Genomic DNA, 14,575 nt, shown 5'->3' on the forward strand with positions numbered 1-14,575 from the left:
AACATCGGTTGGAGATCACATGGCGACGATCAGGAAGCTCAGGGGACGCTGGCAGGCCGAGGTGCGCCGTCGCGGCATGAGAACTCGCAGCAGCCGCGCCGAACACAAAGATTCTCGATGCAACACCACCACAACGTTCTGGCACGAAATTGTTTGTATCGCCGAAGCATGAGGGCCAAACGCCAGCTACCCCTGCGCCAATCGGTCGATCACCCTACGAGACCCCGGCGTGACGGCGATGGTGCCTTCGGCCTCGCGGAGCATGGCCAAGTGACTTTTCCAGGTCAAACCGGCATATTCTGGCCAGCGGGCGGACGAGACGGGTTTCTGGCTTTGAAGGGAGGCAGCGATGCCCAAAGCGGAGCAGTACGATGCCGTTGTCATCGGCAGTGGCGAAGGCGGCAAATACCTCGCATGGAATCTTGCCCAGGCCGGGCAGAAGACCGCCGTGATTGAACGCCGCTGGATCGGCGGCTCCTGTCCGAACATAAATTGCCTTCCGAGCAAGAACGAAATCTGGAGCGCCGGTGTCGCGAGGATCGTCGCCCGCACCGGAGAGTTCGGCGTGAATGTCGGCGATGTATCGATCGACATGAAGCGGGTTCTTCAGCGCAAGCGCGACATGGTCGACAGTCTCGTCGCCTTTCATCTCGATCGGTTCAAGGCCACCGGTGCGGAGCTCATCATGGGGACCGCTCGCATCGTCGCGCCGCTGACGGTCGAGGTGTCGCTGAATGACGGCGGGACGCGCCGGCTGGGCACCGAGAAGCTCTTTCTCAACCTGGGCACGCAGGCAAGCGTGCCGCCGGTCCCGGGCCTTGCGGCGGCCGGGCCGCTGACCCATATCGAGGCGCTCGAACTCGATCGGGTCCCCGGCCATCTCATCGTTCTCGGCGGCGGGTATGTCGGTCTCGAGCTCGCCCAGGCCTACCGGCGTTTCGGAAGCCGGGTCACGGTCCTCGATCACGGGCCGCGCTTGGCCCGACGCGAAGATCCGGACGTCGCCGAGGAAGTCCAGCGCATTCTCGAGCGGGAAGGCATTGAGATGCTGCTGTCTGCCGAGGTCGTGCGGGTGGAAGGGACGTCCGGCGATCATCTGCGGGCGCTGGTGCGCACGCCCGATGGCGAGAGGACGCTCGAGGGGACCGATATCCTGGTCGCTGCCGGCCGCACGCCGAACACCGAGGGGATCGGCCTCGAACATGCCGGCATCGCACTGACCGATCACGGTTACATCCGTGTCAATGACCGGCTGGAGACGACGGCCCCGAACACCTGGGCGATCGGCGAGTGCGCGGGCACGCCGCAGTTCACCCATGCGTCGCTCGACAACTTTCGCGTGATCCGCGACAATCTCAAGGGCGGCAACCGATCGACCACGGGACGGCTGATGCCCTATTGCATGTTCATCGACCCGCCGCTCGCGCGGGTCGGGATGAACGAGGAAATGGCGCGGGCCGACGGCGTGCCGGTGCGTGTGGCGAAACTGCCCATGACGGCGGTCTTACGGACGCGGACGACGTCGGACACGACCGGTTTCATGAAGGCGCTTGTCGATGCCGACGACCAAATCCTCGGCTTCACGATGATAGGATCGGAGGCGGGCGGGGTCATGGCCGACGTGCAGACGGCCATGGTTGCGGGCCTTCCCTACACCGCGCTGCGAGACGCCATTCTCACCCATCCGACCATGGCGGAGGGACTAAACGCGTTGTTTGGCAATGTTCCGGTGAAGGGCGAGGCGTTGAATCCGCGCGGAAACTGATCGCATTTTGCCGTCAGATGCGCCGTGCCGTCTCCTGTTCACCTCCCCCACGGATCGTCATCGGCGTTGCGGCACTGCTCGCCTTCGTGCAACCGGGAATGATCGGCGCGTTGAGCGGCTCGTTCTAGGCATTCCGTGGTCCGATCCTGGTCAGGGCGTCGGTCGTCAACGGGCTTCGACACTTGCAATAGGGTCACATAGCCTTGCAGTGACGTTGTATTTATTTTGTCGACAGCAAGTGTTCCCGATGGTATTTCTCTCCTCGACTTGGGGATATGCAGCACGCCGTCCATGGTTGGCCATCCTCGGATAGAAACTGGAGATCGACATGAAGGCCAAGATTTTTTCCGGCGTCATTCCCGCCCTGATGACGCCCTGCAAGGACGACCGCACGCCGGACTTCGACCAGTTGGTCCGCAAGGGCAAGGAACTGATCGAAAAGGGCATGTCGGCCGTCGTCTATTGCGGCTCGATGGGTGACTGGCCGCTTCTGACGGACGCGCAGCGCATGGAAGGCGTCGAGCGCCTCGTGAAGGCCGGCATCCCGGTCATCGTCGGCACCGGCGCCGTCAACACCGCGTCGGCCGTCGCGCATGCCGCGCACGCGCAGAAGGTCGGCGCGCAGGGCCTCATGGTCATCCCGCGCGTCCTGTCGCGCGGCTCCGTCGTTGCCGCCCAGAAGAACCACTTCAAGGCGATCCTCTCGGCTGCCCCGGACCTGCCGGCCGTCATCTACAATAGCCCCTACTACGGCTTCGCCACCCGTGCCGACCTGTTCTTCGCGCTGCGCGAAGACCACAAGAACCTCGTTGGCTTCAAGGAGTTCGGCGGCGCCGCCGACATGCGCTATGCGGCTGAAAACATCACCAGCCGCGACGATGACGTCTCGCTGATGATCGGCGTCGATACCTGCGTCTTCACCGGCTTCGTCGATTGCGGCGCCGTCGGTGCCATCACCGGCATCGGCTGCGTTTTGCCGAAGGAAGTCATCCACATGTGCAATCTTGCCCAGGCGGCCGCCAAGGGCGACCCGGACGCCCGCCAGCGCGCGCTGGAACTGGAATCGGCGCTCGCCGTCCTGTCCTCCTTCGACGAGGGCCCGGATCTGGTTCTCTACTTCAAGCACATGATGGTGCTGAAGGGCGACAGGGAATACACCCTGCATTTCAACGAGACCGACGTGCTTTCCGACAGCCAGCGCGGCTACGTCGAGGCTCAACTCAAGCTGTTCGACACCTGGTATGCCGAGTGGAGCAAGCTTCCGGGCGCGGTACAGAAGTACAAGGCATAGACTTACGATACCCGAACGAAAGGCCCTCCGAGCGGAGGGCCTTTTGACGTCAACTGTCCGATGGCGCATCCAGCGTGACAGACGGGCACAGGCTCCTGCGCGGTCAGGCGACCGCGTCCAGGCCCAGTTTCCCCAGACGGTCGAGATGTTCGATTTCGGCCGCCGTCAGCGTGATACCGCTTGCCAGGGACTTTTCGCGGGCCGCATAGCGGCGCTGCGAGGGCAAGCGCGCGCCGCTGCCGAGGATGGCGTCGAACAGCACTTCGGCGCGGGCGAAGGGATCGCCGGGGCGACCCGCCGCAAAGGCCCGTGGGGACATCGCGATGACGAGTTCGCCGTGGGAGGGCGAGAGCGCTGTCGATCCCAAATAGTCGAGCACTTCCGGGCTCGTCAGGTCGCCGATCATGATGCCGGCCAGAAGTTCGATCATCGTGCCGATAGCCGCACCCTTGTGGCCGCCGAACGGCAGCATGGCACCGGCAAGCGCCGCTTCCGGATCGGTCGTCGGGTTGCCGTCGGCATCGATCGCCCAGCCGTCCGGGAGTTGCTTTCCCGCCCGGCGATGCAGCTCGATTTCGCCACGCGCGGCGACCGAGGTCGCGAAGTCGAAGATATAGGGCAGGGCGTTTGCGCGCGGCCAGCCGAAGGCGAACGGATTGGTGCCGAGAAGCGGCTTGCTGCCGCCGGTGGGGGCGACCGTCGCATAGCTCGGGCACATGACGAGACCGGCAAGTCCGGCGCCGGTGACAGCCTCGACTTCCGGCCACAGGGCGGAGAAGTGCGTGCAATCGTTGATGACCAGGGCGGCGATGCCGAGTTTGTGGGCCCGTTCGGCGAGCGCAGGCAGGCCGAGTTCAAAGGCAGCATTCGCAAAGCCGCCATCGGCGTTGACCTTGACGATCGCGGAGCCCTCGTTGAGATCCAGAACGGGAACGGCATCCGGCTTCACCTTTCCGGCCTTGATCGTGCGCAAGACACCTTCAAGCCGGTAGATGCCGTGAGATTTGCAGCCATCGCGTTCGCCGGCAACGATCACCTTGGCGACCGCTGCCGTCTGGACCGTGCTCATCCCCGCCTTCGAAAGTACGGCCATCACGCGGCCGCTCAGGTCGCTTTGACTCAGATTGACATCATCCATCGGCGCATTCCTTATTTTCAGATGCGACCCTCGAATGGCGCATCCGTTCTAGAAAATATTATAGGTATACAATACGTCGACAAAAGGGAATGCGCACATCCTCTCTGCAGATGTTTGCTGCCCTGAGCATGCCATACGGCGATGCGGGCCGGGCGCCCTGTCTGGCACCCAGCCGCATCGGTTGCTCTCGGTTGTCCATGGACTGTGCGCTGCTTGTGGCGACGCACCCATGCCCGTTCACCTGCGGTCAGAGGTTGCGAACCACTGCTCGAAGGTGACCCGGCCGAGACGTGGGTTGTTGTCGGACACAAGGGAGCCTTCCTGCAGCCGGCTACCGAAATAGAGGGCATCCGGATCTGCCGTGACCTTGCGATCATCGCCCACTGCCTTCAGGTAACGGGCAACGAGTTCGTTCATCCGGATGCGCTCAGGCCCGGAAATCTCCACGACGCCATTGATCGGTTCGGCCGTCGCGATGGCAGCCATGTTGTCGGCCACGTCGTCCGAGGCGATGGGCTGCACATAGGCCGACGACAGACGCACGGTGTCACCGATCGTGCCGGACTGCGCGATGCCGCCGACGAACTCCATGAACTGCGTCGAATGGACGATCGTATAGGGAATGCGGGCTGCCCGGATGATCCGTTCCTGGGCGACCTTGGCTCGCATGTAGCCGCTGTCAGGCAGGCGATCGACGCCGATGATGGACAGAGCGATGTGATGCTTGATGCCGGCAACTTTTTCGGCGGCCATCAGATTGCGGCCCGATGTCTCGAAGAATTCGAGAACGGCCTTGTCTTCGAAGGACGGCGAGTTTGCGAGGTCGATGACCACGGAGGCGCCCGCGAGCACTCCGGCGAGACCCTCGCCGGTGATCGTGTTGACGCCGGTATTCGGAGCGGCGGCAACGACCTCATGACCTTGCTTGCGCAGACGGGCGGCCGTCTTTGAACCGATCAGGCCGGTTCCACCAATGATGACGATTTTCATGAACCTCTCCATTCACGGCTGCACGGTGCGCCGCGTTGTCTCGTCGTTTTGCGGATCGTGGCGATGCTTCGGTCCAGGGACTGCCTCGAAGGCAGGCGCCCTGTTCCGACCTGACCGGACAGCCCGGTCAGTAGTCCCAGAAGACCGGCACCCATCGGAAGGCATTGCCGTCGATCGCCACGCGGCCGACGGACGGGAACGGCAAATGAGTGGCCACCAGTTGCTCGCCGTTCGCCGCCAGTTCCGTCAGAAGACGAACCCGGACACGGGCCGCTTCCTCGGGGTCGTGTTCGAAACCGTTGTGCCAGTCCGGGTGGTCGAAACCGACCGCGAACACGGCGTCGCCGGCAAACGTCAGCCGGTCGCCGCCAGAGGCCACACGGACCACGCTATGGCCGGGAGTATGGCCGCCGGTCCGGTGGACGACGACTCCCGGGGCGACCTCGTACGTCTCGTCGAACAGCCGCAACTGGCTGCGGTACGCATTCACAAACCTCTTGGCGGTCGCCCGAAGCGCGTCGGGGAAACCTTGCGGCATGTCGACATGGGTGAAGTCAGGCGTTTCCCAGAACGTGACCTCGGCAGCGGCCACATGGATGCGCAGGTCGGGACGCAGCCTGTCCTTCACCCCATCGACCAAAAGCCCGCCGATATGATCCATGTGCATGTGGGTGAGGATCACGTCGGTGACAGACGCGAGATCGATACCGGCCGCCTCCAGCCGCCGGACCAACTGCCCGGCCCGCGGCAAATTGAGGTTCGGGTCCAGACCCAGTCCGGCGTCGACGAGTATGGTTTGATCGCCGCTGCGAACCACCACCACGTTCAGCGACCAGTCGAAAGCGTCCTGCGGCAGGAACATGTCTTTCAGCCAGGTTGCCCTGTCCGTCGCGTCGGCATTGGGTCCCAGCATTCTCGTCGGGAGCGGCAGCACGCCGTCGCTGATCACCAGGACGTCGATTTCGCCGATCCGCACCGCGTAGCGCGAGGGAACCAGGTCCTCGGGGGTCGGCCTGCCGGGGGAGGGGATGTCTTGCAGGTTCATGTCGATCTCCTGTTTCGAATGATATCTTTCCGCGTCTTCCCGTGCGAAGCGTGTCCCTGATGGCGGCACGATGCCGACGGTGACGGGACGATCTTCCTGACATGGTCGACGCTCATCGCCTCCCGATCATGCACGGGATGGATGCGGCAGCGTCATTGCCCGGACGTCTCCTGCCGTCACTGACAAGGTCGAGGCGTTCCCATACCGAAGAACAGGATCGGCTCTGCGGTCGGCGACCTCATGGATTTCCATAGAATGCGGATGGGGGCCGGTTGCGCTATCTTCTGGTGATTCCTCGAGTGCGGCTCGAAACGTCGGCGGCCCGGTACTTTTGGATTTTTGGGAGAAGGCAATGACGAATGCGCCCATCCTGTCGGAACCTGTTGGCGCCGAGGCTGCGGCCAGGCTGGTCGAGCGCGTGGTCGGCAACGGGTGGGCGACCGATCCCGCCGGAAACTTCATCTATGTGACGCCTGCAATACTTTCGGCCCTCGGCCTCACGCTGAACGAGCTCAATTCCGTTCCCGAACAAGGCCATTTCGGCTGGCGAAGCGTCATCCACCCGGCCGACTATGACGATGTCGCCTCCATATGGCGCCGCTGCCTGCAGACAGGCGAGCACTACGATGTCGAGCACCGGATGCTGCGCGCGAGTGGCGCCTTCGGCTGGAGCCGCAGCTCGGGTCAGCCGCTCCGCGACGCCGATGGCCGGATCACCGGATGGTACGGTACGGTGATCGACGCCGATGTGCAGTCTGTCCTCCTGAACCGACTGCCCGCCGTCGCCGATCCCGACAAGGAGAAGGCGGCCCTCGATACGCCGCGCCCGCTCGGCCTCATTCATCCGGACGATCGGACCGCGGCCGCCCATGCCGCGGCACGTGCCTTCTGGACGGGCGTCCCGCAGGTGATCCGGCACAGGCAGCGCCAGCCTGATGGCGACTATCGCTGGATCGAGACGCGCTCGGAGCCGGGATATAGCGTGAGCGTCGACATCGACGACCTGGTCACGGACAAGGACCCACCGGCGGCGGCACGCCTGCCGGTCGCCGGGACGTCCGAGGCGATCGGCGCGGCAAGGGTGGTCGAGAGCATATTCGGCAATGGCTGGGCATTTGATGCCGAGGGGAGGTGGATCTACCTGCATCCGTTTGCGCAGAATTCGCTCGGCGTCACACTGGACTACCTGAATGCCGCGCTGGACGAAGGCCACACCGCCTGGAAGCGACTGCTCCATCCCGACGACTACGACCGGATCGCCGCGACATGGCATCACTGCCTTGCGACGGGCGACCATTTCAACGTCGAGTTCCGCTTCAGGCGTGCGAGCGGCGCCTATGTCTGGGCGCGCACCGCGGCACGACCGGCCCGCGATGGCCAGGGGCACATTGTCGGATGGTTCGGTATCGCGCTGGACATCGACGTCTACAAGAAGACCGTGGCGGCGCTGCGCGATCGCGAACGGGCGTTCTCGCAGCTAGTCGACATGGTGCCCAGCCATCTGTGGCAACTGACGCCGGATGGTGAGCCGGTGTTCTTCAACCGGCGCATGGTCGACTTCCTCGGCATGGACGCAGCCGACATGGTCCGACCCGGGAAGAGCGGCCTGGCAACGATGATCGAAACATCCGTCCATCCCGAAGATGCCGCCCCCTTCGGCGACGCGCTCCGCCACTGCTTTCGCACCGGCGAGCGTTTCTCCATGCGGTATCGTTTGCGTCGCTCCGACGGCGTCTATCGCTGGATGTCGAGCGGCGCCGAGCCGTTGCTGGATGCGGACGGGCGCGTCCTTCAGTGGTACGGCCTTTGTCACGACATCGACGACCAGGTGAAGGCAGAGGAGGCGTTGCGCAGTCGGGAACTGGAGTTGCAACAACTCATCGACACGGTACCGGTGCAGATCTGGTGCGTCACGCCCGACGGCGACCCTGCCTACATCAACAAGACCATGGTCGACTATACTGGAATGGCCCTCGATGACTTCGATGCCGAGGGCGGATTGCCGAGCGCGATCCAGACCATCGTCCACCCCGACGACAGGGATTCCCTGCACAGCGCACTCGGCCATTCGTTCACCACGGGTGAGCCGTTCGATCTGAAGTTCCGCAATCGCCGTTCGGACGGGGCATACCGGTGGACGGAGGGGCGCGCGGAACCGCTTCGTGACGAGACCGGCCGCATCATCCGGTGGTACGGGGCCAATGTCGACATACAGGATTCCATCGACACCCAGGAAGCGCTGCGGACCAGCAAGCGACAGCTCGAGCAGATGATCGACGCCGTGCCCGTCAACATCCTGAGCTTCGATCCTTCCGGCAAGATCACCTACACGAGCAGGCGTTACCTGGAGAGCGTCGGTTCGCCGCTGGCGCATATCGAGGACTTCGATGCGCTGGCCCTGGATCTGGCTCATCCGGACGACTTTCCGACAATGCACCGAAGGGCATCGGAGGGCTTTGCGACCGGCCAGCCGTTCGTGAACCGGTTTCGCCGGCGCGACAGACAAGGCGCCTATCGTTGGATAGAGGCGCGTGCACAGCCCTTGCGCGACGAGAATGGCACAATCGTGCAATGGTATATCGCCTCGATCGACCTGGAAGACGAGATGCGTGCGCAACAGGCGCTGCGCGACCGGGAACGCAGGCTCCGGCAGCTCGTGGAAACGCTGCCGGCCATGATCGACTGCGCGGCGCCGGACGGAGAGCCCGTCTATCGCAGCCGGCAACTGCGAGAATTCCTGGGCTACGACCTCGAAGTCCTCGACGGGACCGGAAAATCGCGCCTCGGCGGCACGCTCGACGCCGGCGTTCATCCGGACGATCTGGCCGCCGTCAAGCAGTCGTACGCGCATTCCCTGTCGACCGGCGAGCCCTATGCCCGCAGGCACCGCTTGCGCCGCTTCGACGGTGAATACCGTTGGGTCGAAACGCGCGCGGCGCCGATGCGCAACGGCGAAGGCACCATCGTCCAGTGGAACGTCATCTGCCTCGACATCGATGGCGAGGTTCGCGCGCGGGAGGCGTTGCGCCTCGCCCAGGACAGGCTTTCGCGTGCAAGCCAGGCGGCAAGCCTCGCGGAACTCTCGGCGTCCATCGCGCATGAGGTGAACCAGCCACTGGCCGCGATTGTCGCCAACTCATACGCATGCCATCGCTGGCTGTCGGCCGAACCTCCGAATCTCGAGCGGGCCAAGATTACCGCCGAGCGCATTATTCGCGACGCCAATGCGGCGGCGGATGTGGTCAGCCGCATCCGCGCGCTGTTCAGGCAGTCGGCCGGGTCGAGAAGCACTGCGGCGATCGGCAATGTGATTACCGAGGCCCGCGATCTCATGGCCGAGGAGGCGATGAGGCGCCGTGTCCGGATCGAATTCGAGGCGCAGGCCGATCTCCCGATGCTGGCGCTCGATCGTACCCAGATCCAGCAGGTGCTCGTCAACCTCATACGGAATGGGATGGAAGCCATGGAAGGCGTCGCCGGGGAGAGAGTTCTCGGACTGTATGCCGGCCGGGCGGACGAGGGAATCCGGATCGAGGTCAGCGACCGCGGCCCCGGTCTGGACGACCCGGACAAGGTTTTCGAGCCGTTCTTCACCACCAAGCAGGAAGGCATGGGCATGGGTCTGGCGATCTGCCGGTCGATCATCGAGTCGCATGGCGGCCGGTTATGGGCGGAGAGGAACGAGCCGCAGGGCGCCAGGTTCATCTTTGTCCTCCCGGTCGATACGAAGGCGCATCATGATGAAGAATGATCGTGTCGTCTTCATCGTCGACGATGACGAACGCATCCGTGAGGCGCTCGTCGAACTGCTGGAATCGCACGGGATGCGCTCCGTCGCATTCGGATCGGCCGGCGACTATGTCGAGGCGGACAAGCCGGATCTCCTGGCATGCCTCATCCTTGACGTGGAATTGCCGGACATCAATGGTCTCGAGTTCCAGAGGCAGATCGCCGAGGGAGAGCATCCGCCGATCGTCTTCATCACCGGGCATGGCGACGTCCCATCCTCGGTACGCGCGATCAAGGACGGGGCCGTAGACTTCCTGACCAAGCCGTTCAGCGACGCCGACCTCATGACGGCAGTCCAGACCGCACTCGATCAGGACAGGCAGGACAGGTCGACGCGTGCCGAACTCGGAGCGCTGAGGCGCCGTTATCTCGATCTGACGCCGCGCGAACGCGAAGTGTTGACGCTGGTCGTAAGCGGGCTTCTCAACAAGCAGGCCGCGACCGAGCTGGGCATCAGCGAGGTCACCCTCGAAGTTCATAGAAGGAATATCATGCAGAAGATGGCTGCGGCCTCGCTGGCCGACCTGGTGCGCATGGCCGAGAGATTGAAAATACCGGTCACCCACTCCCGCAGAAATCCGGGAGGGAACTGACCATGGATGACAGAAAGCCGATCGTTGCGATCGTGGACGATGACCCAAGGCTTCTCGAATCGCTCGAGGAACTGCTGGAATCCGCCGGATATGCCACTGCCAGCTTCTCTTCGGCCCGCGCGCTCCTTGCAACCGGGCTGGTGGACGTGGACCTGCTGATCACGGACATCGGAATGCCCGGCGTCGATGGCTTCGAGCTGCGCGACATCGTCGGGAAGGCGCGCCCGGAACTGCCCGTCTTCCTCGTCACTGGCCGCCACGAGATTGCCGACCAGCATCGAGCGCAAGGCATCAGCGGATTCTTCCGCAAACCTTTCGACGCCCAGGCGCTGCTTACAGCGGTGGGCGAGGCATTACGTAACCGGAAAGAGGAGGGTAAGCATGACAGTTGACCTGCCGCTCTTGCGGAAATCGACACCACGGCCCGCGCGGCGGACGCTCGAAGTCGACAAGCCGCTCGTGATCATTGTCGACGACGACGCGCATGTCCGCGAGGCGTTGTCCGAACTCATCCGCTCGGCCGGCTTTCAGCCTGTCGACTTTTCCTCCACCCGGGACCTGCTGGAGGCCGACCTGCTGGACAGCCCCGGCTGCCTGATCCTGGACGTCCGCTTGCCGGGTGCGAGCGGCCTCGACCTGCAGCGCCAGCTGGCTGGAAACGGCAACGCCAAGCCGATCATTTTCCTGACCGGCCATGGCGACATCCCGATGACCGTCCAGGCGATGAAGGCCGGGGCTGTCGACTTCCTCACAAAGCCCGTGCGAGACCAGACGTTGCTCGACGCTGTGAATGCGGGGATTGCCGTGGATGCCGCCCGGCGCGCGGAAGCAGCCGTCGTCAAGCTCAACATGGAGCGCCTGGAGACGCTGACCCCGCGCGAGCGCGAGGTTCTCCACGAGGTCGCGCGCGGGCGTCTCAACAAGCAGATCGCGTTCGACCTGGGCATCAGTGAGGTGACGGTCAAACTCCATCGCGGCAACGTCATGCGCAAGATGGAGGCTGCATCGATCGGCGAGTTGATCCGGACCTGGGACACGCTGCCGGCGCCTGTGCGCATGGTGCGCCCGGCCCAGGCGTCGGCGTGAAGGCCGGAGCACTCGGTCCGGATCACCAGGCATCGATTGCGGCTGGGCGCGCCGGAACCCGGCTCGCCCAGCTGTGACTTCGGAAGGTTCGAAACAGCCTCTGTCTCAGTCTATTGTCGAATGACGGGCCGGATACTGCCGACGAAAGAATGCGACCGGCAAGCGGGCACAATGTGTCCGCCGAAACCGCGCGAAAAACCGTCGTTTCAGCGTCGGTTTTGGCCCCATTCTCCCGGAGCTCCGCTCATGCGAGACCCAGGCCTCCATCGACCGCGATGATCTGTCCGGTGACCCAGTCCGAGGCCGGATCCGCAAGATGAAGTATCCACCGGGCGATGTCGTCGGGAACCCCGCGGCGCTTGAGCGGTATCTGCTCGCGCTCCGCCTCCTCGACGAGGGCCGCCTGTTGCGGCGAGAGCCCCATCATGTCGGTCAGGGCTGCCGATTCGGTGGGACCTGCCGCGACCGAATTGACACGTATCCCTTGTGGCGCGAGTTCGAGTGCCCAGCAGCGCGTAAGATGCTCGAGCGCCGCCTTGCTGGCGGCATAGTGGGACAACCCGGCTCCGGGTTTGTGCCCGAACGTGCTCGATACGTTGATGATCGAGCCTTTCGTCCGCGAAAGGTGTGCAAGCGCCTCCCGGGCCAGGAGGCTCGGACCGACGACGTTCACCGCCAGGATCCTCTCGATTCGTTCGGCTGTCACGTCCGCCAAGGGTGACAGGGCGCCCGCGCCGGCGTTGTTGACGAGGATATCGAGACGGCCGAAGCTCTCGACGGCCTTCGCGACGCTGCGTGCAGCATCATCCGGATCGGCGACGTCTGCCACCAGGGCGACAATGTTCTCATGGCCGGCGGCCGTTTGTTCCAGCGGCTCGGGGCGACGTCCCGTGACGACGACCTTGGCACCGCGGGCGGCGAGGCCGAGTGCGGTCGCCCGCCCGATGCCCGTACCGGCGCCTGTGACGAGGGCGACCTTCTGTTTGAATTCCGACAATGCCTTGCTCCCTGGCTAAATCTTCGTGTTCGTGTCCGCATTGCCGGCGTGCCAACCGGCGGCAATCCGAATGTCTCATGGCGTGTCCGAGCGGACGCCGGATTTGCCGTCTGTGCCTCACTCGTCGAAAGGCGTCGTCAGTTCCGTCTCCGCGGTGTCCACGACGAAAACGGCCAGCAACCTGGCGGGCTCTGTCGAACTGGCATTCTCGCTGACGCCATGGCGGTCACCCGGGTACTCGGAGAAACTCTCCCCGGCGCTATAGGTTGTCACCGGTCCGTCGTTGACTTTGCTCCGGATCGCGCCTTCGAGCACCGTGGCGTAGATGAAGGCCGATTCCGGGTGCGTGTGCGCCGGCGAGTTTCCGCCGGGCGCATATTCGACCAGCACGGCGCGCATGCTCTTGCCGGGGACGTTTGGCAGCGGATGGTCGTAGACCAGCCTGACGTTCTCGCCGGACGTGTCGTGGGCCAGCGCGCCGGTTGCGAGAAGGACCGCGAAGGCGGCGGTCGAAGCAAGGATCCTGATCACAACTTCAGCTCCAGTGTGAGGTGATGAGATTGAGGGTTCGCCGACCCGGCAGGAGCGACGAGAGCCTATGACCTGATGAAGGCGAGCAGGTCGCTGTTCACCACGTCGGCATGGGTGGTGCACATGCCGTGCGGAAAACCCTCGTAGACCTTGAGCGTACCGTTCTTCAGCAGTTTCGCGGACAACGGCGCGGAATCGGCAATCGGCACGATCTGGTCGTCCGTGCCGTGCATGACAAGCGTCGGCGCGTCGATGACCTTCAGATCGTCGGTGAAGTCAGTCTCCGAGAATGCCTTGATGCCATCATAGTGCGCCTTGGCGCTGCCCATCATGCCCTGCCGCCACCAGTTCTGGATGACGCCCGGAACGGGTTTCGCGCCGGGGCGGTTGAAGCCGTAGAACGGGCCCGAGGGGAAATCGACGTAGAACTGCGCGCGATTGTCGGCGAGCGACTTGCGCAATCCGTCGAACACTTCAATCGGCAGTCCTCCGGGGTTGGCGGGCGTCTTTACCATGATCGGCGGCACCGCGCCGATGAGGACGAGCTTCGCCGCGCGCTCCCCCCCATGCCGGGCGACATAGTGTGCGGCTTCGCCGCCGCCGGTGGAGTGGCCCACATGGACGGTGTTCCTGAGGTCGAGGTGTTCGATCACGGTGGCCACGTCTTCAGCGTAGTGATCCATATCGTGGCCGTCGCTCACCTGCGCGGAGCGACCGTGCCCCCGCCGGTCGTGGGCCACGACGCGATAGCCCTCGCCGAGGAAGAAGAGCATTTGCGTATCCCAGTCGTCCGCGCTCAGCGGCCATCCGTGATGGAAGACGATCGGCTGGGCATCCTTCGGACCCCAGTCCTTGTAGAAGATTTCGGTTCCGTCTTTGGCGGTGATCGTGCTCATTGTCCGTTGTCCCTGGTTCGAGCTGGAGTGGGGAAGGGCCCGCTCGTCCTGCGACCGGGCGGGCGTGGAGAGGACGGCAGCGGCGGCAACCGCCAGCGCGCCCTGCAGGACGTCGCGCCGCGATGCCCCTGCCGGGGCGAAGGGGTGGTGATTTGTCATCATCCTGGTCCTGATGTTCGATGTCGGGTAGCCGGCGCTCGGCATGCCGTCGCTGCGTTTTCGATGAAGAAGGCGACGTCATCCGGACGGGAGACTATCGGCGCATGCGACGCGACCGTGTCGGACGCGACCGCAGCGGACCGGCCCTTGACGGCGTTCGCGCCATCGGGAGCTTCTGCTCGCTGTATCAGGTTGCGCATTGTCTTCTCCATCCGGCCAAGGCGGCCAGTGCGGTGAAGAATGCGCCGAAGCTGCCCGTGGAGCTATCCGACGGCAGTGTCGGTTCGGTGATACG

13 protein-coding genes are annotated in these 14,575 nt (G+C 64.2%); 7 read left to right on the plus strand and 6 right to left on the minus strand.

The genetic code is table 11. The annotated features are described in order from the left end of the window. Positions 1–19: 19 nt before the first annotated feature. The 3 genes from OCK02_RS02185 to OCK02_RS02195 all read left to right on the plus strand — a co-directional run bounded on the left by OCK02_RS02185 (position 20) and on the right by OCK02_RS02195 (position 3,056). Positions 20–172 carry a hypothetical protein gene (locus OCK02_RS02185; RefSeq protein ID WP_263811751.1) on the plus strand — a complete coding sequence of 51 codons (153 nt, stop codon included), beginning with the start codon at positions 20–22 and terminating at the stop codon, positions 170–172. A 177-nt stretch (positions 173–349) separates the two neighbouring features. Next, a complete protein-coding gene (locus OCK02_RS02190; RefSeq protein WP_263811602.1) occupies positions 350–1,765 on the plus strand; it encodes a mercuric reductase in 1,416 nt (471 codons plus the stop codon). Positions 1,766–2,093: 328 nt separating this feature from the next. Beyond that, entirely contained in the window at positions 2,094–3,056 is a 963-nt protein-coding gene (locus OCK02_RS02195) for a dihydrodipicolinate synthase family protein (RefSeq protein ID WP_263811603.1), read from the plus strand. Between the two features lie 103 nt (positions 3,057–3,159). Here OCK02_RS02195 and OCK02_RS02200 read toward each other — a convergent pair whose 3' ends face one another. The 3 genes from OCK02_RS02200 to OCK02_RS02210 all read right to left on the minus strand — a co-directional run bounded on the left by OCK02_RS02200 (position 3,160) and on the right by OCK02_RS02210 (position 6,229). Next, a complete protein-coding gene (locus OCK02_RS02200; protein ID WP_263811604.1) occupies positions 3,160–4,194 on the minus strand; it encodes an Ldh family oxidoreductase in 1,035 nt (344 codons plus the stop codon). A gap of 237 nt (positions 4,195–4,431) precedes the next feature. Beyond that, positions 4,432–5,184 carry an SDR family oxidoreductase gene (locus OCK02_RS02205; protein WP_263811605.1) on the minus strand — a complete coding sequence of 251 codons (753 nt, stop codon included), beginning with the start codon at positions 5,182–5,184 and terminating at the stop codon, positions 4,432–4,434. A gap of 127 nt (positions 5,185–5,311) precedes the next feature. Then, positions 5,312–6,229: an MBL fold metallo-hydrolase gene (locus OCK02_RS02210; protein WP_263811606.1), complete on the minus strand. Its 918-nt coding sequence runs from the start codon at positions 6,227–6,229 to the stop codon at positions 5,312–5,314. 352 nt (positions 6,230–6,581) lie between these two features. Between OCK02_RS02210 and OCK02_RS02215 the strand changes: the two genes are divergently transcribed. The 4 genes from OCK02_RS02215 to OCK02_RS02230 are packed head-to-tail and all read left to right on the plus strand — an operon-like array spanning position 6,582 to position 11,697. Continuing rightward, a complete protein-coding gene (locus OCK02_RS02215) occupies positions 6,582–9,980 on the plus strand; it encodes a PAS domain-containing protein (RefSeq protein ID WP_263811607.1) in 3,399 nt (1,132 codons plus the stop codon). Next, positions 9,967–10,611: a response regulator transcription factor gene (locus OCK02_RS02220; protein ID WP_263811608.1), complete on the plus strand. Its 645-nt coding sequence runs from the start codon at positions 9,967–9,969 to the stop codon at positions 10,609–10,611. Before OCK02_RS02215 ends, OCK02_RS02220 begins: the two co-directional genes overlap by 14 nt. Positions 10,612–10,613: 2 nt before the next feature. Further along, positions 10,614–11,003, plus strand: a complete 390-nt coding sequence (locus OCK02_RS02225; protein WP_263811609.1) for a response regulator — start codon at positions 10,614–10,616, stop codon at positions 11,001–11,003. Next, the gene (locus tag OCK02_RS02230) at positions 10,993–11,697 is read left to right on the plus strand and encodes a response regulator transcription factor (RefSeq protein WP_263811610.1); all 705 of its coding nucleotides are present in this window, start codon (positions 10,993–10,995) and stop codon (positions 11,695–11,697) included. The genes OCK02_RS02225 and OCK02_RS02230 overlap by 11 nt, the downstream gene beginning before the upstream one ends. Positions 11,698–11,941: 244 nt before the next feature. Here the strand turns inward: OCK02_RS02230 and OCK02_RS02235 are convergent, their stop codons facing one another. The 3 genes from OCK02_RS02235 to OCK02_RS02245 form a co-directional block, all read right to left on the minus strand. Further along, on the minus strand, positions 11,942–12,694 hold the full coding sequence (locus tag OCK02_RS02235) for an SDR family NAD(P)-dependent oxidoreductase (protein WP_263811611.1): 753 nt from the start codon (positions 12,692–12,694) through the stop codon (positions 11,942–11,944). A gap of 117 nt (positions 12,695–12,811) precedes the next feature. Next, entirely contained in the window at positions 12,812–13,225 is a 414-nt protein-coding gene (locus OCK02_RS02240; protein ID WP_412178740.1) for a cupin domain-containing protein, read from the minus strand. 65 nt (positions 13,226–13,290) lie between these two features. Next, positions 13,291–14,121 (minus strand): alpha/beta fold hydrolase, encoded by an 831-nt coding sequence (locus OCK02_RS02245; protein ID WP_263811741.1) that lies wholly within the window; start codon positions 14,119–14,121, stop codon positions 13,291–13,293. Between the last annotated feature and the right edge of the window lie 454 nt (positions 14,122–14,575).

Origin of the sequence: Rhizobium sp. TRM96647, assembly GCF_025780115.1 — a bacterium.
In the GTDB taxonomy this organism is placed as follows: domain Bacteria; phylum Pseudomonadota; class Alphaproteobacteria; order Rhizobiales; family Rhizobiaceae; genus Mycoplana.

Excerpts from the sequence above, each read along its gene's own strand:
- OCK02_RS02205 (WP_263811605.1), bottom strand. The coding sequence starts at position 5,184 with ATGAAAATCGTCATCATTGGTGGAACCGGCCTGATCGGTTCAAAGACG.
- OCK02_RS02210 (WP_263811606.1), bottom strand. The coding sequence starts at position 6,229 with ATGAACCTGCAAGACATCCCCTCCCCCGGCAGGCCGACCCCCGAGGAC.
- OCK02_RS02190 (WP_263811602.1), top strand. The coding sequence starts at position 350 with ATGCCCAAAGCGGAGCAGTACGATGCCGTTGTCATCGGCAGTGGCGAA.
- OCK02_RS02220 (WP_263811608.1), top strand. The coding sequence starts at position 9,967 with ATGATGAAGAATGATCGTGTCGTCTTCATCGTCGACGATGACGAACGC.
- OCK02_RS02245 (WP_263811741.1), bottom strand. The coding sequence starts at position 14,121 with ATGAGCACGATCACCGCCAAAGACGGAACCGAAATCTTCTACAAGGAC.
- OCK02_RS02195 (WP_263811603.1), top strand. The coding sequence starts at position 2,094 with ATGAAGGCCAAGATTTTTTCCGGCGTCATTCCCGCCCTGATGACGCCC.
- OCK02_RS02200 (WP_263811604.1), bottom strand. The coding sequence starts at position 4,194 with ATGGATGATGTCAATCTGAGTCAAAGCGACCTGAGCGGCCGCGTGATG.
- OCK02_RS02230 (WP_263811610.1), top strand. The coding sequence starts at position 10,993 with ATGACAGTTGACCTGCCGCTCTTGCGGAAATCGACACCACGGCCCGCG.
- OCK02_RS02185 (WP_263811751.1), top strand. The coding sequence starts at position 20 with ATGGCGACGATCAGGAAGCTCAGGGGACGCTGGCAGGCCGAGGTGCGC.
- OCK02_RS02215 (WP_263811607.1), top strand. The coding sequence starts at position 6,582 with ATGACGAATGCGCCCATCCTGTCGGAACCTGTTGGCGCCGAGGCTGCG.
- OCK02_RS02225 (WP_263811609.1), top strand. The coding sequence starts at position 10,614 with ATGGATGACAGAAAGCCGATCGTTGCGATCGTGGACGATGACCCAAGG.